The sequence below is a fragment of the Streptomyces sp. ISL-98 genome, from assembly GCF_018614055.1.
Taxonomy (GTDB): domain Bacteria; phylum Actinomycetota; class Actinomycetes; order Streptomycetales; family Streptomycetaceae; genus Streptomyces; species Streptomyces spiramyceticus.
This window is the reverse complement of the sequence record NZ_JAGGPB010000001.1, coordinates 523,755-543,258: the sequence shown is the minus strand read 5'-3', so window position 1 is coordinate 543,258 and position 19,504 is coordinate 523,755. Positions and strand designations below refer to the sequence as shown.

Below are 19,504 nucleotides of genomic sequence, written 5' to 3'. Positions count from 1 at the left end.
CAGCCAGTCGGCGGCGCCGGGCCGCACCCCACACCGGCGCCGCTCCCACCCCATGACTTCCAGGGACGACATGACCCAGCACCTCGCTGCTCCCACCGCCTCCACCAGTGCCCCCACCATTGGAAACCGGTGCACCGGCTGGTGGCGGGACGCGGTGATCTACCAGGTCTATCCGCGCAGCTTCGCCGACGGCAACGGCGACGGCATGGGCGATCTCGAAGGAGTACGCCGCCGGCTCCCGTATCTCAAGGAGCTCGGCGTCGACGCCGTCTGGCTCAGCCCCTTCTACGCATCCCCGCAGGCCGACGCCGGTTACGACGTCGCCGACTACCGGGCCATCGACCCCATGTTCGGCACCCTCCTCGACGCCGACGCACTGATCCGCGACGCCCACGAGCTGGGCCTGCGCATCATCGTCGACCTGGTGCCCAACCACTCCTCCGACCAGCACGAGTGGTTCAAGCGCGCGCTGAAGGAGGGCCCCGGCTCCGCCCTGCGCGACCGCTACCACTTCAGGCCCGGCAAGGGCGAGGACGGCGAACTCCCCCCGAACGACTGGGAGTCCATCTTCGGCGGCCCCGCCTGGACCCGTACGACCGACCCGGACGGCACGCCCGGCGACTGGTACCTGCACCTCTTCGCCCCCGAGCAGCCCGACTTCAACTGGGAGAACCCGGCCGTCGCCGACGAGTTCCGCTCCATCCTCCGCTTCTGGCTCGACATGGGCGTCGACGGCTTCCGTATCGACGTCGCACACGGCCTGGTCAAGGCGGAAGGACTGCCCGACCTCGGCAGCCACGACCAGCTCAAGCTCCTCGGCAATGACGTCATGCCGTTCTTCGACCAGGACGGTGTCCACGAGATCTACCGCTCCTGGCGGCAGATCCTCGACGAGTACCCGGGCGAGCGCATAGGCGTCGCCGAGGCGTGGACCCCGACCGTGGAGCGTACGGCCAACTACGTACGCCCCGACGAGCTGCACCAGGCCTTCAACTTCCAGTACCTCGGCACCGACTGGGACGCCGCCGCACTGCGCGAGGTCATCGACGTCTCCCTCGCCGCGATGCGCCCGGTCGGCGCACCCGCCACCTGGGTGCTGTCCAACCACGACGTGACGCGGCACGCGACCCGGTTCGCCAACCCGGCCGGGCTCGGCACCCAGTTGCGCACGGCGGGCGACCGCGAGCTCGGCCTGCGCCGCGCCCGCGCCGCGTCGCTGCTGATGCTGGCGCTGCCCGGATCGGCGTACGTCTACCAGGGCGAGGAGCTCGGCCTGCCCGACGTCACCGACCTGCCCGACGAGGCCCGCCAGGACCCGTCCTTCTTCCGTGCGGAGGGCCAGGACGGCTTCCGCGACGGCTGCCGTGTCCCGATTCCGTGGACGGCCGAGGGTCCGTCGTACGGCTTCGGGGCGGGCGGAAGCTGGCTTCCGCAGCCGGAGTCCTGGGCCGGGCTGAGCGTCGAGACGCAGACCGGAGACCCGGCCTCGACCCTGGAGCTGTACCGCTCCGCGCTGGCCGTGCGCCGCGAGCACCCCGGTCTGGGCGCGGGCACGGACGTGTCGTGGCTGGACGCCCCCGACGGCGTTGTGGCCTTCGCGCGCGAGGGTTTCGTCTGCACGGTCAACACGACGGGCACCCAGGTACGTATCCCGGCCCCCGGGCGTCTCCTCCTCGCCAGCGCCGAAGTGACTGTCGGCGAGGGCGACTTCGAACTGCCTGCGGACACCACGGTGTGGTGGACGGTGTGACCGTCCCCGCGCCCCGGCTGGCGCACATCGCGGAGCACGCCTGTGTCAGTGAGGCCACCGTGAGCCGGGTGCTGAACGGCAAGCCGGGCGTCGCGGACACCACGCGTCAGCGGGTGCTCGTGGCGCTCGACGTGCTGGGCTACGAGCGGCCCGTACGGCTGCGGCAGCGCAGTGCGGGCCTGGTAGGCCTGGTGACGCCCGAGCTGACCAACCCCATTTTTCCGGCGTTCGCCCAGGTCATCGAGCAGGTGCTGGCCGGGCACGGCTATACGCCCGTGCTGTGCACCCAGCTTCCGGGCGGCGCCACGGAGGACGAACTGGTCGACCAGCTCGTGGCGCGCGGCGTGGGCGGCATCGTCTTCCTGTCCGGGCTGCACGCCGACCTGTCGACCGACCCCGCGCGGTACGCCGCGCTGGCCGCGCGCGGGGTCCCGTACGTCCTGATCAACGGCTACAACGAGGCGATCAGCGCGCCCTTCGTGTCGCCCGACGACCACGCGGCGATGCGCATGGCGGTCGGACATCTCGCCGACCTGGGCCACGAGCGCATCGGCCTGGCGGTCGGCCCGCAGCGGTACGTCCCCTCCCGCCGCAAGCGGGAGGGCTTCGTCGACGCGCTCGGCAGCGTGCTGCGGGTGCCCCGCGAGGAGGCCGAACTGGCCGTCCAGCACACGCTGTTCAGCGTCGAGGGCGGCCAGGTGGCGGCGGGCGCGCTGCTGGACAGCGGGTGCACGGGCATTGTCTGCGGCAGCGACATGATGGCGCTCGGAGTGGTGCGCGCGGCGCGCGGGCGCGGGCTGGAAGTGCCCGACGACGTCTCGGTGGTGGGCTTCGACGACTCGCAGCTGATCGCCTTCACCGACCCGCCGCTGACCACGGTGCGCCAGCCGGTGCAGGCGATGGCGACGGCCGCGGTGGGTGCGCTGCTGGAGGAGATCGGCGGCAATCCGGTGCAGCGCACGGAGTACGTCTTCCAGCCGGAGCTGGTGGTACGGGGCTCCACCGCGCCGGCGCGCGCGTAGCGGATGTAGCGGACGCAGCGGGGAGCTTCGGCGAGAGGCCGGAGTTCTGCGAGAGGCCGGGGGCGGGTCGGGGGCGGCAGGGGGAGCCCCGGACCCGCCCAGGTCGGGCCGCGGGGAATCGATGGTCCGGGGAGCCCCTGTCGTACCCGGCCCGACCGGACGGGCGCGTGGGGCCCGGACGTGCCGGGACCCCCGGCCGGCCGAGCCGGAGCCGGGAAGAACGTAACAGCTCCGCAAGTACTTGCGAAAGAGATTGCAAGAAGAAATCTGCCGCCAATCCGCAAGATTTCCCGCAGGTTAGCGGAGTGTGTCGCAAGGGTTGACCCCGCTGGTGAGGGCTCGTACGGTCTGCCCCGCGGCAAGTTTTCAACTATTGCTGCAAGAACATTCAAGCCTTGAGGGCAAGGCGCGTTGCCGCGCGAGGCTGCACCGTCGCACCCGCACCTCCCCCCATGCAGGAGGAAATATGGCCCGCAGACCATTCTCTGCCGCGCTCGCCCTCGCCCTCACGGCCGGAGGAGCCGTCCTCGTGGCGTCCACCGGCACCGCACAGGCCGCACCGCCGGGCGAGAAGGACGTCACCGCCGTCCTCTTCGAGTGGAAGTTCGACTCGGTCGCCACGGAGTGCACCCGGACACTCGGACCGGCCGGCTACGGCTACGTCCAGGTCTCCCCGCCCCAGGAGCACATCCAGGGCAGCCAGTGGTGGACCTCGTACCAGCCCGTGAGCTACAAGATCGCGGGACGGCTCGGTGACCGCACCGCGTTCGCGAACATGGTCAACGCCTGCCACGGGGCGGGCGTCAAGGTCATCGCCGACAGCGTCATCAACCACATGGCGTCGGCCGGCGGGACGGGTACCGGCGGCTCGTCGTACGAGAAGTACAACTACCCGGGCACCTACTCGGGCGCCGACATGGACGACTGCCGCAGCCAGATAGGCAGCAACTACGGCGACCGCGCCAACGTCCAGAACTGCGAGCTGGTCGGCCTCGCCGACCTCGACACGGGCGAGGACTACGTACGCGGCCGGATCGCAACGTACCTGAACGACCTTCTGTCGTTGGGCGTCGACGGCTTCCGCATCGACGCGGCCAAGCACATGCCGGCCGCCGACCTCGCCAATATCAAGTCCCGGCTGAGCAATCCGGGCGTGTACTGGAAGCAGGAGGCGATCTACGGCGCGGGGGAGGCGGTCTCGCCGAGCGAGTACCTCGGCTCGGGCGATGTGCAGGAGTTCCGGTACGCCCGCGACCTCAAGCGCGTCTTCAACCAGGAGAACCTGGCCTATCTGAAGAACTACGGCGAGGGCTGGGGCTACATGGAGAGCGGCAAGTCCGCCGTCTTCGTGGACAACCACGACACCGAGCGCGGCGGCGACACCCTCAACTACAAGGACGGCGCGAACTACACGCTGGCCAACGTCTTCATGCTGGCCTGGCCCTACGGCTCGCCCGACGTCCACTCCGGCTACGAATGGTCGGACAAGGACGCCGGGCCGCCCAACGGCGGGACGGTGAACGCGTGCTGGAGCGACGGGTGGAAGTGCCAGCACAACTGGCCCGAGATCAAGAGCATGGTCGGCTTCCGGAACGTGGCGCGCGGTCAGGGCGTCACGAACTGGTGGGACAACGGCGGCGACCAGATCGCGTTCGGGCGGGGCGACAAGGCGTACGTCGCGATCAACCACGAGGGCTCGTCGCTGACCCGTACGTTCCAGACGTCGCTGGCGGCCGGCACGTACTGCGACGTGCAGAACAACAGGGCGGTGACGGTCAACGGCTCCGGCCAGTTCACGGCCACGCTCGGCGCGAACACGGCGGTTGCGCTGCATGTGAATGCGCGGACATGTAACGCGGGTTGATCCCCGGGGGCGTCGCAGGTGCGGGCTGCCTGCGGCGCTTTCCCCCACCCACTCCAACACCAACGCAACCCTCCGACGAAGGAGACCACGTCAAATGCCCAGCAGAGCCGGCGCAGCCATCGCGGCCGCCCTGTTCGCAGCGCTCATACCCGCGCCGCCCGCAGCCGCAACGGCATCCGCCGCCGCGAAGCCGCCGGCCCCGCCGTCGGACAGAGCTCTCGCCGCCACGCCCGCGCGGCACGACCTGACCCGGGAGCAGTTCTACTTCGTACTGCCCGACCGGTTCGCGAACGGCGACACCGCCAACGACCGCGGCGGCCTCACCGGCTCACGCCTGGAGACGGGCTACGACCCCTCCGACAAGGGCTTCTACCAGGGAGGCGACCTCAAGGGCCTCACCGAAAAGCTCGACTACATCAAGAACCTCGGTACCACCTCCATCTGGATGGCACCGATCTTCAAGAACAAACCGGTACAGGGCACCGGCAAGGACGCCTCAGCCGCCTACCACGGCTACTGGATCACCGACTTCACCCAGGTCGACCCCCACTTCGGCACCAACGCGGACCTGGAAAAGCTGATCGACAAGGCCCACGCCAAGGGCATGAAGGTCTTCTTCGACGTCATCACGAACCACACCGCCGACACCGTCGACTACGCCGAGAAGAAGTACGGCTACCGCCCCAAGGGCGCGTACCCCTACCTCGACAAGTCCGGCAGGCCCTTCGACGACCGCGAGGGCATCTCCGAGGTCGACGCCGACACCTTCCCGTACACGCCGAAACGACAGACCGAGGCCGAGAAGAAGGTCCCGGCCTGGCTCAACGACCCCACGATGTACCACAACCGCGGCGACTCCACCTTCGCGGGCGAAAGCTCCGAGTACGGCGACTTCGCCGGGCTCGACGACCTGTGGACCGAGCGCCCCGAAGTCGTCGACGGCATGGCGGAGATCTACCAGAAGTGGGTCCGTGACTTCGACATCGACGGTTTCCGCATCGACACCGTGAAGCACGTGGACCTGGACTTCTGGACCGAATGGGCGACCGCCCTCGATGCGTACGCCGCCAAGCACGGTCGCGACGACTTCTTCATGTTCGGCGAGGTCTACTCCGCCGACCCGCAGGTCACTTCGCCCTACGTCACGCGCGGCCGCCTCGACTCGACCCTCGACTTCCCGCTCCAGGACGCGACCCGCGCGTACGCCTCCCAGGGCGCGGCGGCGAGCAGGCTCGCCAAGGTCTTCGGCGACGACTACCGCTACACCACCGACAAGGCCAACGCCTACGAGCAGGTCTCCTTCACCGGAAACCACGACATGGGCCGCATCGGGACCTTCCTCAAGCAGGACAACCCGAAGGCCGAAGACGCCGAGCTGCTGAAGCGCGCGCGCCTCGCCAATGAGCTGATGTTCTTCTCGCGCGGCAACCCGGTCGTCTACTACGGCGACGAGCAGGGCTTCACGGGCGCGGGCGGCGACAAGGACGCCCGCCAGACGCTCTTCGCGTCGAAGACCGCGGACTATCTGGACGACGACCAGCTCGGCACGGACCGTACGCACGCCTCCGACGCGTACGACACGGAGCACCCCATCTACCGGTCCATCGCGAAGCTGTCCGAGCTCACGAAGGACCACCCCGCCCTCAGGGACGGCGTACAGCAGCAGCTGCACGCCGAAGGCTCTGTGTACGCCTTCTCCCGTACGGACGCCAAGGGCAGGACCGAGTACGTCGTCGCCGTGAACAACGGTCCCGAGCCGAAGACCGTAGAGCTGACGACAGGCTCGGCGAACACCGGCTTCCGTACCCTGTACGGCGATTCCGACACGGTACGCAGCGACGCCGACCGCAAGATCAAGGTCACCGTGCCCGCGCTTTCCAGCGTCGTACTCCAGGCCACCGAGCCCCTCCCCGCCCCCGCCGCCAAGCCGGCCATCACCCTCAAGGCCCCTGCCACCGGCGCCACCGGCACCGTCGAGATCAGCGCGGACACCGACGGCGGGCAGCTCAACCGTGTCGTCTTCGCCGCCCAGACCGGCAATGGCAAGTGGCGGACCCTCGGCTCCGCCGACCACGCCCCGTACAAGGTCACCCAGCATCTGGACGGCGGCGTAGCGGCCGGAACCGCCTTGCGGTACAAGGCAGTTGTGGTGGACAGTGCCGGGCGCACCGCTAGCGCCGTCGCCTCGACGACGGCGGGCCGGGCCCCCGCGCCCGACAGGCCGACCGCCGTCGAGCGCGACTACGCCGTCGTCCACTACAAGCGCGCCGACGGCGACTACGACGGCTGGCAGCTCAAGTCCGGCGGCGACAAGGAAGCCGCCTTCACCGGCCGCGACGCCTACGGCGCCTTCGCATGGATCAAACTCGCCGAGGGCGCGGGCTCCTTCCCGTACACCGTCGAGAAGAACGGCACGGCCGACGGCCCGCAGCGCACCGTCGACCTCGGCAAGACCGGCGAGGTCTGGATCGAGCAGGGCAAGGAAGGACAGGCGGCCAAGGCTCCCGAAGGCGCCTACCCGCCCCAGGACAAGACCAAGGCCGTCCTGCACTACCAGCGGGCCGACGGCGACTACGACGGATGGGGCCTGCACACCTGGACCGGCGCCAAGGACCCGACCGACTGGTCGAAGCCGCTGATGCCGGTGAAGAAGGACGCGTACGGCGCGACTTTCGAGGTCCCGCTCGCCTCCGGCGCCACCTCGCTCAGCTACATCCTGCACAAGGGCGACGAGAAGGACCTCCCGAGCGACCAGTCCCTCGACCTCGCCACCTACGGCCACGAGGTGTGGATGCTCGCCGGGCAGCCCAAGTACCTGCTGCCGCAGACCGGCGGCGCGGCCACGCTCGATCCGACCAAGGCCGAGGCCCAGTGGATCGACGCCGACACGGTCGTCTGGAAGGTCAAGGCCACCGAGGCCACCAGTCAGCAGCTCGTGTACGCACCCGAAGGCGGCATCTCGGTCGTCGACGGCGCGCTCTCGGACGAGGGCCGGTGGCTGCGCCTCGGCCCGTCCACCCTCACCGACGCGCAGAAGGCCAAGTACCCGCACCTCAAGGACTACCCGGCCTTCACCGTCGACCCGCGCGACCGCGACCGGGTCCGCGCATCCCTGCGCGGCCAGATCATCGCCACCCAGCGCGCGGCGAACGGCGCACTGCTCGCGGCCACCGGCGTCCAGCTGCCGGGCGTACTGGACGACCTGTACGGCTCGAAGGCGACCAAGACGGCCCTGGGCCCGGTCTTCGACCGCAAGGGCAGGCCCACTCTCTCCGTCTGGGCACCCACGGCCCAGTCCGTGGCCCTGGAACTCGACGGCAAGACCGTCGGGATGAAGCGGAACGCGGCGACCGGCGTCTGGTCCGTCACCGGCAGCAGGAGCTGGGCGGGCAAGCCGTACCGCTACGCCGTGAAGGTCTGGGCGCCCAGCATCCAGAAGGTCGTCACCAACAAGGTCACCGACCCCTACTCGACCGCACTCACCGCCGACTCGGCGCGCAGCCTCGTCGTCGACCTCACCGACCCGAAGCTGGCCCCCAAGGGCTGGTCGACGCTCAAGAAGCCGGCCGCGACCCCGCTGCGCGACGCGCAGATCCAGGAGCTGCACGTCCGAGACTTCTCCGTCGCGGACAGCACCGCCAAGCACCCGGGTGAGTACCTGGCCTTCACCGACCGCGGCTCGAAGGGCATGAAGCACCTCGACAAGCTGGCCGGTTCCGGCACGTCGTACGTCCACCTCCTCCCCGTCTTCGACATCGGCACGATCCCCGAGAAGAAGTCCGACCAGCAGCGCCCCGCCTGCGACCTCTCCGTCTACGCACCCGACTCCGACGAGCAGCAGGCGTGCGTGGCGAAGGCGGCGGCGAAGGACGCGTACAACTGGGGCTACGACCCGCTGCACTACACCGTGCCCGAGGGTTCGTACGCCAGTGACCCGGACGGGACGCGGCGCACGGTCGAGTTCCGGCAGATGGTCCAGGGCCTGAACAACTCCGGCCTGCGCACGGTCATGGACGTCGTCTACAACCACACGGTCGCCTCGGGCCAGGCCGACAAGTCCGTACTCGACAAGATCGTCCCCGGCTACTACCAGCGGCTGCTCGCCGACGGCAGCGTGGCCACCTCCACCTGCTGTGCGAACACGGCGCCGGAGAACGCCATGATGGGCAAGATGGTGGTCGACTCGATCGTGACCTGGGCCCGCGAATACAAGGTCGACGGCTTCCGCTTCGACCTCATGGGCCACCACCCCAAGGCCAACATCCTCGCCGTCCGCAAGGCACTCGACGAACTGACGGTCGCGCGCGACGGTGTGGACGGCAAGAAGATCATTCTGTACGGCGAGGGCTGGAACTTCGGCGAGATCGCCGACGACGCGCGCTTCGAGCAGGCCACGCAGAAGAACATGGCGGGCACGGGCATTGCGACCTTCTCCGACCGGGCGCGGGACGCGGTGCGCGGCGGCGGGCCGTTCGACGAGGACCCGGGCGTGCAGGGCTTCGCGTCCGGTCTCTACACGGACCCGAACACCTCTCCCGCCAACGGAACGGTGGCCGAGCAGAAGTCCCGCCTGCTGCACTACCAGGACCTGATCAAGGTGGGCCTGTCCGGCAACCTCGCGGCGTACACCTTCACGGACACCAGCGGCCGTACGGTCAAGGGCTCCGAGGTCGACTACAACGGCGCCCCCGCCGGTTACGCGACGGCCCCCGGCGACGCCCTCGCGTACGCCGACGCCCACGACAACGAAACCCTCTACGACGCACTCGCCTTCAAACTCCCGCGCGGCACGGCGGTGGCGGACCGTGCGCGCATGCAGGTACTGGCGATGGCGACGGCGGCGCTTTCCCAGGGCCCGGCGCTCTCCCAGTCGGGGAGCGACCTGCTGCGTTCGAAGTCGCTGGACCGCAATTCGTACGACAGCGGCGACTGGTTCAACGCGATCCACTGGGACTGCCGGGACGGCAACGGCTTCGGCCGGGGCCTGCCGCCGGCGGCGGACAACAAGTCCAAGTGGTCATACGCGAAGCCCTTGTTGACGGCTCCGACGCTCACGCCTGGCTGCGCGGAGATCGACGGCGCGTCGGGCGCGTACCAGGACCTCCTGAGGATCCGGACCACGGAGGGGGCGTTCAGCCAGTCGACGGCGGACGCCGTCCAGAGCCGCCTGGCCTTCCCGCTCTCGGGCAAGGACGAGACGCCGGGCGTCATCACCATGCGGCTCGACAAGCTGGTCGTGGTCTTCAACGCGACCCCCGACCGGCAGACCCAGAAGGTCACCGCCTTGGCGGGCAAGGACTATGCCCTGCACGCACTCCAGGCGAACGGCTCCGACCCGACGGTCAAGAAGTCCTCGTACGCCGGGGACACGGGCACGTTCACGGTGCCGGGGCGGACGGTGGCGGTCTTCACCCAGGAGTAGGCGCTGCGGTCGCCTGCGGCGCGGTTCCCCTACCCGCCACTTCCCGCTGTGACATTTGCGGCTCCGCCGCGGGCCTCAAACGCCGGACGGGCCGAAGTACCAGCCTCTCCGGCGTTTGAGGAGCGGGGGTCTGGGGCGGAGCCCCCCGCTACAACCGCCGCTCAAGCAACGTCACGCCGTACGAACCCCCACCCGCCGCATCCGCCTTGCACGGCTCCTCGCCCACAACCTGATACCCGACGCCCTCGTAGTACCTACGCAACCGCGCATTGGACGTAAGGCAGTCCAGCCGAGCCAGCTCCCGCCCCGCCTCCGCTATCCGCCGCTCGGCCTGCACCAGCATGACGCGTCCGAGTCCCGCCGGCGCGGCCGTGCGGTCGGTCATCAGCCGGTGCACGTAACCGGCGACCGGCGGCTGCACGCCCCACGCGGGCTCGTCGTCCCACCACAGTTCGTACGCCCCGACGACGCGCCCTCCGCCCGCCTCGGCGAGCCAGACCTCGCCCTCCTTCATCCGCAGGCCGAAGTGCTCCTCGTCCTTGCCCCCCGGCTGCCATTGCTCGATGCCGTTGCGGCGCATCCAGTGGGCAGCCCCGTCGTAGAGCCCGACGAGAGCGGTGAGGTCATCGTGGTCAGCGATACGGAAAGACACGTGTGCAGCAGTCATACCGATCACCGTAGAACCATCGGCTAAGGCGTCGGCGGCCGCTGACTCGGCACCCTCTCCAGCCCCGGCCCCAACGCCACCAGCCGCGCGATCAGCTCCCCGAACGGCCCGTCGTCCGGCTCCGCCGCGACGATGCGCAGCAGAATCCCCGCCATCTCGTCGTCGTACGCCGCACTCACCGCCGCCAGCGCCGCAAAGTCGTGCACCAGTTGCAACTCCAGCTCGGCGCGCGGGATCACCCGTCCGTCGAGCCAGATCAGCGCTGTCGACTCGGCCAGCGAGACCCACGACCGCACGACCATCGCCAGCCGGGGCGGGGGCGCGACGGCGTCGACGTCGAGGTGCGCGAGGATCTGCTCGTACGCTGCCTGCCGTACCTCGTCGATCATCGCGTTCGCATTCGACGAACCCACGGCGGGCCCGCCCCGCATCAGCGCCGAGAAGCCGGGGCCGTGCTCGTCGACGAAGTCGAAGTACCGGCCCATGACCCGCAGCAGCCTCGCCCCGAGCGGCCCTTCGCGCGGCTCGACGAACCGGCCCGCCAGCTCGTCGGCCGCCCGCCGCAGAGCGGCCTCGTACAGGCTCTGCTTGCCCGGGAAGTAGTGGTAGACGAGCGGCCGCGAGATGCCCGCGGCGGCCGCGATCTCGTCGATCGACACCTCGTCGGGCGAGCGGTGGCTGAACAGCTCCAGCGCGACACCGATCAGCTGCTGCCTGCGTTCCTCGACGCCCATCCTTCGGCGTACCCCGGTCGTCATACGAGCAGCGTAACGGGCCTCGCGCAGGACGCCAGTTACAGATCGAGGACGAGACGGTTGCCGCGCGCGCGGGAGACGCAGATCAGCATGGAGTCGTCGCGCTCGGAGTCGGTCAGGAGTTCGTCGCGGTGGTCGATCTCGCCCTCCAGTACGCGCTGTTGACACGTACCGCAGAAACCCTGCTCGCAGGAGTACGAGACGTTGGGGACCTCCGGGCGGACGGCCGCCAGGACCGTACCGTCGGGCGGGACGGTCACTGTGCGGCCCGTGCGGCGGAGTTCCACCTCGAAGGAGCCGGTGCCGCCCGAAAGGGTGGCGGGGGCGAAGCGTTCCAGGTGGAGGGTGCGGCCGGCGGGGAGGATTTCGGTGACGGCGGCCATCAGGGGCTCGGGGCCGCAGCAGTAGACGGCGGTGCCCTCGGGGGTGCCGGCGAGGAGCGCGGACAGGTCGGGCAGCCCGTCCTCGTCCTCGGCGACGATCGTCACGCGCTCGGGGGCGGCCAGCTTCTCGACGGCTTCGACATAGGGCATCGAGGCGCGGGTACGGCCGCCGTAGAGGAGCTTCCAGTCGACGCCCGCGGCGTCGGCGGCGCGGAGCATCGGGAGGATCGGGGTGATGCCGATGCCGCCGGCGACAAACACGTAGGCAGGGGCCTGGGCATCGGTCAGGTTCAGGGGGAAGCGGTTGCGGGGGCCGCGGATCTCGACCTCCGAGCCCTCGTGGAGCTGCTCGTGGACCTCGCGTGAACCGCCCCTGCCGTCCTCGATGAGGCGGGTGGCGAGGGTGTACGTACTCCGGTCGGCCGGGTCGCCGCACAGCGAGTACTGGCGTATGTGGCCGGACGGGAGGACCAGGTCGACGTGCGCGCCGGGTTCCCAGGCGGGGAGGTCGGCCGTGTCCAGGGCTTCCAGATGCAATTCCACGACGCCGACGGCCGGTTCGGTGCGCCCGGTGACGAGAAGGCGAAGGGATTGCGCGCGAGTCCGGGTTCCGGAGACGGGGTTCTCCAGCGCCGGCAGCGGCCACAGCGGGGAGCGCCTGATCCGGCGGCGCATGGCCCGCTGGGCCAGGAGGGCGGCTCCCGTGGCGAGGACGAGCGTACGTACGCGGGGCATGTCAGGAACCTCCGGTCGTGCGGTTCTCGGCGGCGGCCGCGGCGGGGGAACCGGCCAGGTAGGCAACGGCCTGGGCCGTGCTGCCCTCCTGGGACGGGTGGTACGTGCGGCTGAGATAGCGCGGGACGGAGCGGACGATGTCACCGGTGGCAGGCAGTACGCCCTGCCGCCCGCGCTGTACGAGGTCCTTCAGGGTGGCCTTGCCTTCGAGGAGCGTCGGGTCGTTCTCCATGAAGAACCGCGAGCCGCGCTGCCAGAGGAACACCAGGGCGGTGAACGCGGTCGCCCAGGTCCTGACCCGCCGCCGGTAGCTGCCGTCGACGTGCATGAACAGCTCGAAGGCGACCGACCGGTGCTCGACCTCCTCCGCGCCGTGCCAGCGCAGCAGATTGAGCATCGTCGGGTCGGCGCCGCGCCGGTCGAGGGCCTCGGCGTTGAGGACCCAGTCGCCGAGGAACGCGGTGTAGTGCTCGATCGCCGCGATGATCGCGACCCGCTCCATCAGCCACCACTTGCGTGCCTTGCCGGGCGGCAGGGTGCGGTCGCCGAGGAGCTTCTCGAAGAGCCAGTCGACCTGGGCGGTGTACGGCGTGGGGTCGAGGCCGAGCTTCTTGAGGTGCGGCAGTACGTCGTCGTGGGCCTGGGAGTGCATGGCCTCCTGGCCGATGAAGCCGATGACGTCGGCGCGGAGGTCGTCGTCGTGGATGTACGGCAGGACCTGCTTGTAGACGTGCACGAACCAGCGTTCGCCCGCGGGGAGCAGCAGGTGCAGCACGTTGATGGTGTGCGTGGCGAACGGGTCGCCGGGGATCCAGTGGAGAGGGGTGTCGTCCCACTCGAAGGAGACCTTGCGGGCCTTGAGGGGCGTCCGCTCGGACGCGACGGGGGCCGGCCCCTGCTGCGTATTAGACATGGCGTCAATGTACTGACGGGTACGACCTCGGCATAGGTGCGTGCAGGGAGTTCTTTCCCCACCCGCACCCCACCCGCATCCGCACCCCCTACCGCAGCGCCCCCACCCGCGCACCGCCCTCCACACGCCCGTCCAGCTCCGCCTGCGCCCCCTCCTTCGCCCGCACTGCGAGCAGGTTGCCCTCGGCGGTGCCTTCGACGCCGCCCGAGGCCGTGACCGACGTGAACTGTTTGCTGCCCGCGGCCAGGACGTACCAATTGCCGCCCCGCGACTTCCACAGCACGCCCGCGAGCACCCGCGGATCCCGGACCCCGCACGCCGGCGAGTGCTCCGCGCGCGCGGCCACCGCCCCCGGTGCCCCCTTCTGCGCGGACGGCGCCTGGAACTGTGCGAACACCCGGCTGCCGGTGCCCCGCCACGTCTCCGCGCGCGTGCACAGCCAGTCGGCGGTGCCGTTGCCCTCGGGGAGGGTCTGCTTGGCGAAGGACCAGGAGTTCACGCTGCGTACGCCGTGCGAGCGCACGGTCGGCAGCAGGCAGGCCGTACGCGCCCAGCGCGCCCGCTCGCTCGCGCCGGTGACATCGCGCGGCGCGGACGGCGGGCCCGACGTCAGCCGGGCCGGGGCCAGCTCGCCGAGGTCGGTCATCAGTCGTGTGCCCCCGTCGTCGCGCAGTTCGACTGCGTCCCAGGAGTCGCAGTCGCTCGCCTGCGCGGGACTGTTCAGCGGGTCCGTCACGCCGTCCCGTGTACGGGCCAGCGGCAACGGCTCCCCGGCCGGGTCGAGCAGGTCCCGTACGGACGCCTTGCGCACCCAGGGAGCCGTCAGATAGCGGACATTGCCGACGGTGCGGCCGACCACCAAGGCGCTCGCCGCAGCCGCGTCCGCGCCGTCGACGCGCGCGAAGTCGAGCGCAGCGCCGGCCGTGCCGTCCTGCGGCTCGGCGTAGCGGACGACGCGCAGACCGTCGTACAGCAGCACCACTCTCGCCTGGTCGACGTCGCCCGCGAAGAGCAGCTGGGGCGGGCCCATCGGCGGGCCCGCGGGGGTGGCGGGGGTGGCTGAGGACTGCACGCTGGGGCCGGGCCTGGACCAGACGGCGAGGGCGCGGCGCAACAGGGCCTCGTCGTCGGCGAGGTTGCCCCGGGTGGGCCAGACGGAGAAGTCGGTACGGGACGACTGTTTCCAGACGTCGGGCGCCACCCGGACGGTCTTCGCCGGGTCGAGAGCCCGCTCGGCGGCCGGGTTACGGGCGTACGAAGGCGCGGCCGCCCCATCGGCGCCCCAGCCGTCGCCCGGCAGCCCGACCAGCGCCCCGCACACCAGCACGGCCGCCGTCGCTGCGAGCGCGGCCTTCGCGTGCTGCCTGCGCCGCATGAGGTCGGTCGGCCTGGCCTGGAGGGAGCAGGGGTCGAACTCGGCGGACTTGAGGAGCGCGGCGATGTTGGCGGCCGCCGCTTTCGCCCCGTTCGCGGCGCTGCCGGGTGCTTCCACGGTGTCCGCCTCGGCGAGCGCCGCGTGCGGGTCGACGGTCCCGGCGGCGGAGAGGACCTGCGCCACCTCCGCGTCCTGCATCCGCTCCAGACCGCGCAGTACGTACGCCGCACGGGCAGGCCCGGACAGAGCGGAAAGCCGCTGGTCCAGGGAGAGTTCATCGGCTCCGCCGGAGCGCGGGAACAGCCGCAGCCCCCACACCTGCGGCAGCAGCGGCGGCAGCTGGGCCCGCTTGGGCCAGGCCCTGCGGCGCAACGGAAGCCCGGCATCCAGCGCCTGGCGCAGCACCCGCTGGCGCACGTACGCGTACCCCGGACCGTCCGATGCGCCCTCCGTGCGGCGCGGCAGCGGAATGCCTGCGGAGACCCCCGGCGTACGGCTGCGCGGCAGCGAGCGCTGCACGAGCGAATGAGCGGTCAGTACACGGCGGTTGCGGCCGAGGTGCGGCGGCAGTACCAGGTACGCCAGGCGGACGAGCCGCGGGTAGTGCTCGACGAGCGCGGCTTCGGCCTGCTCGACATCGATGGGGTCTGGGCCAGGGCGGTTGATGACATCCTGTGGGCGCACGTTCAGCAAAACGAGCGAATGGTCGGATGGTCACCTCGGGGTGGACGTGGACCCAGGCGGGCCCGGGTCCCCCCCACCACCACCCCTCTCACCCGACCAGCCACCCACTGAACTCCACCGTCCCCCGCACCCCACTCCCTCCGTGCGACGCGCTCATGAACATCCCCGCGTCCTGCACCGCCGTAGCGCCCGCCACGCCCACCGTCGCGACCGTGCGCCACGTTGTCCCGCCGTCCGTGGAGCACGCGCCGGTGTACGTATCGCCCGCGCGCGACAGCCGCAGCAGCACCGGTGCCTTGATGCCGGCGATGCGCTCGTAGGCGTCCACCGTGCCGTCGCCGTTCGTGTCGTACGACAGCACCACACCGTTCTCCGGCGTGACGGCGAGGTTGAGGAACCCCAGGGAGCCGGGGGAGCCGGGTTGCGTCGACAAGCTGTTGCGGACCGCGATCCCCGCGCGCGCCCACGCCCCCGTCCCCTCCTGCGCATCCACCCGCACGGTCACCGAGCCACCGCTCCCCTCCCGCAGCGCCCCCTCCCGGTACAGCGCCCCGAATTCGGCGGTCGTCTTCCACAGGTCCTGGCCCGCCCCATTGATCGCGTACCGGCCGTCCAGCTCCCCGAAGACCGCCGCGTTGTTGGTGTACGTGCGCCAGCCCGCGCCCAGCGGCCCGGCGACGTACAGGACGCCCTCCTGGACGGCGGTTACGGGGGCCTCGCCCTGGGGGCCGTACGTCGTGCTCAGTTCGTACGGCATCGGCACGAGCGGGCGGGGCAGCGGCCCCGCAGGGGCTTTGGCCTGCCAGGCGACCGCGCCCGTGCCCGCCGCTTCGACGGACGGCAGGAACGTCGGGCCGTCCGGCTCGGCCGCCGCGCCGGTCAGGGCGAAGTCGACGCGGCCCGTGGCGCGCAGCCCGTTGACGTTGCGGAAGGCGGCGGTGACCAGGGCGGAGCCGCCGGGCGCGAGGACGGCCGGCTCGGCGGTGACGGTGACCGCGCCCTGGTAGGGCGCGCGGGCGAGGACGTCCTGGACGCGGCGGGCGGTACGGTACGCGTCGTTCGGCGGACGCAGCGGATACGCCTTGCGCTCGCGCGTCCACGGCTCCTCGACGGCGTACCAGTCGAAGGGCTTCGGCGCACGCTTCGCGACGAGCGCGTCCTCCAGCTCCTCCAGATACGCCTGCCACTGCGGCAGATGGAAGTCGCCGATGAGGCCCTGCCAGTCGCGGTTGGCGTAGTTGGCGAGGCGGCCGCCGTCCGCACTGGGCCGGTCGGCCCACGTCGTGACCAGGACACGGGCCGTCCGCTCCAGCTGCTCCGCCTCGGCCTCGGTCGGCGCCAGGCGCTTCGCGTCCTCGATCCACGGACCGAGCATGAACGCCTGGTGAGAGCCCGTCATGTCCTCGCTCAGCCGCATCAGCTTCAGCCAGAGGGAGGAGAGGGCGCGGAAGGTCTTCACGTCCTTCCGCCCGTACGCCGCCTTCAGCTGCGGCAGCAGGTGCCAGGAGCGGTTGGCGAGTGCCTGGCGGCCCAGGTCGGTCAGGTCGTAGCGGTAGGCGTCGCTCCCGCGCAGTGGTGCGCGTACGCCGATGAGCGCGCCGAAGGCCTTGTCGAAGGCCGCCGGGTCGTAGGAGGGAGCGTGCGTCGCGTAGTAGGTGCCCGAGGTGGCGGACACGCTGGGGCGGGAAGCGAAGACCGAGTCGTGCGGGCGGCCGTCGCGGTTGGTGATGCGGTACGCCGTGTCGCGCAGCGCGGCGAACGCGGCGCGGGCCTCGGCGTCGCGGCCGCCGTAGCGCAGGTCGGCGTACCCCTGGAACCACTCCTCCCGGTCCACCGCCTCGCGCCGCCACGCCAGCTCGGAGAACAGCTCGAACGCGGCCGGGTCGCGCTCGGCGGCCTCCGGCATGTAGGCGGTGCCGGCCAGGGCGGAGCCGGGGCGGTCGCGCCAGACGGTAAAACGCTCGGTCCACGTCTGGGTCTTGGCGCCGAGCGTCGTACGGCCGCCGAAATTGGGAATGGTGCCGAAGGCGTACGGGGCGCCGCCCCAGTCCTTCTCCCGGTCGGTGACCCGGTCGAGGTCGGACAGCCCGTCCACGACGAGCAGGCGCTTCTTGTCGAGCGCGGCGAGCAGCTCGCGGCGGGGATTGGTCTGCCAGCCGAGGATCATCCAGGTGGCGCCGGGCCGGGCCGTCTGGAGGGCGGTCTCGACGGCGCGGGCGGCCTCCGTGACGGGCACGTCGCCCGCGCTGCCACCCTCGTGGAGGAGGTCCATCTTGAAGTGCTGTACGGGGCCGAAAAGTTCGTACTGGTGGCGGTAGAAGGCGGCGGCGACCTTGCGGAAGGACGGGGTGCGCGGGTCGAGCCAGTCGGGGCGCTTCAGGCCCGACCAGGTGCCCTGCGGGACGGTGCGGGCGCCGGGGTTGCGGGCGGCGAAGCCGTCGGGGACGGTGCCGAAGTAGCCGGGGAGGACGGGCGCCATGCCGAGCTCGCGCATACGGTCGGTGATGCGGCGGCCCAGGGCGGCGCGTGTGGCGATGAGCTCGGGGGAGAGCGGGCCGCCGTACGCGCTCATGTTCTGCAGGAGCCACCAGGGCTGGTGGGAGGGGGCGGGCAGCCAGGTGCGGGCCTCGGTGTCGCTGTAGCCGAAGTCCTTCAGGAGCCGGTGGTAGACGGCCTCCTGGCCGGTGGTGACCAGCACCTCGTTGCAGCCGTGCAGCGCGAGTACGTCGATCAGCCGCTCCCAGCGGGCCCAGTCGGCGTACGGCGCGGTGTAGCCGTCGTGCGTGTCGTTGAACGCGAAGCGGTGCGGGACGGTGGCCGAGCGCTCCAGGGGCGCGCGGGGCGCGGGCAGCCGCTGCGGGAGGTCGAGCTGGGTGCCGGACCAGGAGATGTGCGCCCCGCAGACGTACTTGAGGTACCAGTGGACGCCGGTGAGCGTGGCGGCGGGGCTGGTGCCCGCGACATCGATACGGCCTGTGGCGCCGTCGACCCGGAATCGCTCGGCCCCGCTGCCGCTCTCGAGGGCGCTGAGGCGGAACTGGTCGGCGTGGCGGGGGAGCAGGCGCTCCAGGGCGGCGCGGGCGGGGGCTGTGGCGTCAGGGGCTTCGGCGCCGTTGCGGCTGTCGCGGCTGATGCCGGGGTTCTGTGCTGCCATGGCCGGTGCCTGTCCCCCGATCGCGGCGCCTACGCCGATGGCTCCAGCGGTGCTCAGCAGCGTACGGCGCGACGGGTGCTCGGTCATCGGCGCTCCTCGGTGAGGCTCGTGGGGGGCTCAGCAGCGGCTCAGTACGGCTCGGTAGCGGACTCAGTGCAGTCCTGACGGGGCGACAGGGGAGTACGGATCGCACGTTAATGACGGCGCGGGGGTGCAGCAATGGGGCGCGCGATGTGTTGGTTCACGCCCCACCGCATGGCCGTACACGGCACGATGTCCCCATGCGCTACCAAGGCCGACGTACAGCAACTGCCGCATCCGCCACAGCCGTTCTGGCCCTGCTCGTCGCGGGATGCGGCGCCGGTGGAAACAGCGATGACAAGAAGCCCGTGCCGGAGACGGCGAAGGGCAGCCTGGAGCAGCTCGCGAAGAAGGTGGAGTGCGAGCCGAACATCCAGACGGACGCGGAAGAGCTGCGTCAGGCGAACTGCAAGACCGGTGACGGCCGGTATGTGCTGGCCACCTTCGCGACCGACCGCGGTCAGCGCGAATGGATCAACGAGGCCAAGGACTACGGCGGTGCGTACCTGGTCGGCAGGAAGTGGGTCGCCGTGGGCGACAAGAAGGTGGTCACAGCGCTGCGCGGCCAGCTCGGCGGGACCGTGGAGACTTCCTCGCACCACTCTGGGGAGGGTGGCAGTGGGGGGAACGAGGAGGAGCACTCCGGTCACCACGGGAGCTGACCGCGCAGGTTCTGGGGGTCCGGCCGCCGCCTGCTAG

At 70.9% G+C, this 19,504-nt stretch carries 10 protein-coding genes and 1 pseudogene; 5 read left to right on the top strand and 6 right to left on the bottom strand.

Annotation, left to right across the window (positions count from 1 at the left end):
• The first annotated feature begins 70 nt into the window (after positions 1-70).
• The 4 genes and pseudogenes from J7I98_RS02440 to pulA all read left to right on the top strand — a co-directional run bounded on the left by J7I98_RS02440 (position 71) and on the right by pulA (position 10,058).
• Positions 71-1,750 (top strand): glycoside hydrolase family 13 protein, encoded by a 1,680-nt coding sequence (locus tag J7I98_RS02440; RefSeq protein ID WP_214915761.1) that lies wholly within the window; start codon positions 71-73, stop codon positions 1,748-1,750.
• On the top strand, positions 1,735-2,772 hold the full coding sequence (locus J7I98_RS02435; protein WP_214915467.1) for a LacI family DNA-binding transcriptional regulator: 1,038 nt from the start codon (positions 1,735-1,737) through the stop codon (positions 2,770-2,772). The genes J7I98_RS02440 and J7I98_RS02435 overlap by 16 nt, the downstream gene beginning before the upstream one ends.
• Before the next feature lie 466 nt (positions 2,773-3,238).
• A pseudogene (locus J7I98_RS02430) lies at positions 3,239-4,633 on the top strand (alpha-amylase family protein); the annotation flags it as partial.
• A gap of 97 nt (positions 4,634-4,730) precedes the next feature.
• The gene (pulA, locus tag J7I98_RS02425; RefSeq protein ID WP_214915460.1) at positions 4,731-10,058 is read left to right on the top strand and encodes a pullulanase-type alpha-1,6-glucosidase; all 5,328 of its coding nucleotides are present in this window, start codon (positions 4,731-4,733) and stop codon (positions 10,056-10,058) included.
• Positions 10,059-10,206: 148 nt separating this feature from the next.
• Here pulA and J7I98_RS02420 read toward each other — a convergent pair whose 3' ends face one another.
• The 6 genes from J7I98_RS02420 to J7I98_RS02395 all read right to left on the bottom strand — a co-directional run bounded on the left by J7I98_RS02420 (position 10,207) and on the right by J7I98_RS02395 (position 18,811).
• Positions 10,207-10,725 carry an N-acetyltransferase gene (locus J7I98_RS02420; RefSeq protein ID WP_214915383.1) on the bottom strand — a complete coding sequence of 173 codons (519 nt, stop codon included), beginning with the start codon at positions 10,723-10,725 and terminating at the stop codon, positions 10,207-10,209.
• A gap of 23 nt (positions 10,726-10,748) precedes the next feature.
• Positions 10,749-11,483, bottom strand: coding sequence for a TetR/AcrR family transcriptional regulator (locus J7I98_RS02415; protein ID WP_214915375.1), 735 nt, complete (start codon positions 11,481-11,483; stop codon positions 10,749-10,751).
• Between the two features lie 35 nt (positions 11,484-11,518).
• A complete protein-coding gene (locus J7I98_RS02410; RefSeq protein ID WP_214915373.1) occupies positions 11,519-12,598 on the bottom strand; it encodes a PDR/VanB family oxidoreductase in 1,080 nt (359 codons plus the stop codon).
• A 1-nt stretch (position 12,599) separates the two neighbouring features.
• Positions 12,600-13,511, bottom strand: coding sequence for a metal-dependent hydrolase (locus tag J7I98_RS02405; protein WP_214915371.1), 912 nt, complete (start codon positions 13,509-13,511; stop codon positions 12,600-12,602).
• Between the two features lie 88 nt (positions 13,512-13,599).
• Complete coding sequence (locus J7I98_RS02400) at positions 13,600-15,570, bottom strand: hypothetical protein (protein ID WP_374225057.1); 1,971 nt, start codon at positions 15,568-15,570, stop codon at positions 13,600-13,602.
• Positions 15,571-15,658: 88 nt separating this feature from the next.
• On the bottom strand, positions 15,659-18,811 hold the full coding sequence (locus J7I98_RS02395; RefSeq protein WP_214915366.1) for an alpha-N-acetylglucosaminidase: 3,153 nt from the start codon (positions 18,809-18,811) through the stop codon (positions 15,659-15,661).
• A 194-nt stretch (positions 18,812-19,005) separates the two neighbouring features.
• Between J7I98_RS02395 and J7I98_RS02390 the strand changes: the two genes are divergently transcribed.
• Positions 19,006-19,467, top strand: coding sequence for a hypothetical protein (locus tag J7I98_RS02390; protein ID WP_214915355.1), 462 nt, complete (start codon positions 19,006-19,008; stop codon positions 19,465-19,467).
• Positions 19,468-19,504 lie beyond the last annotated feature (37 nt).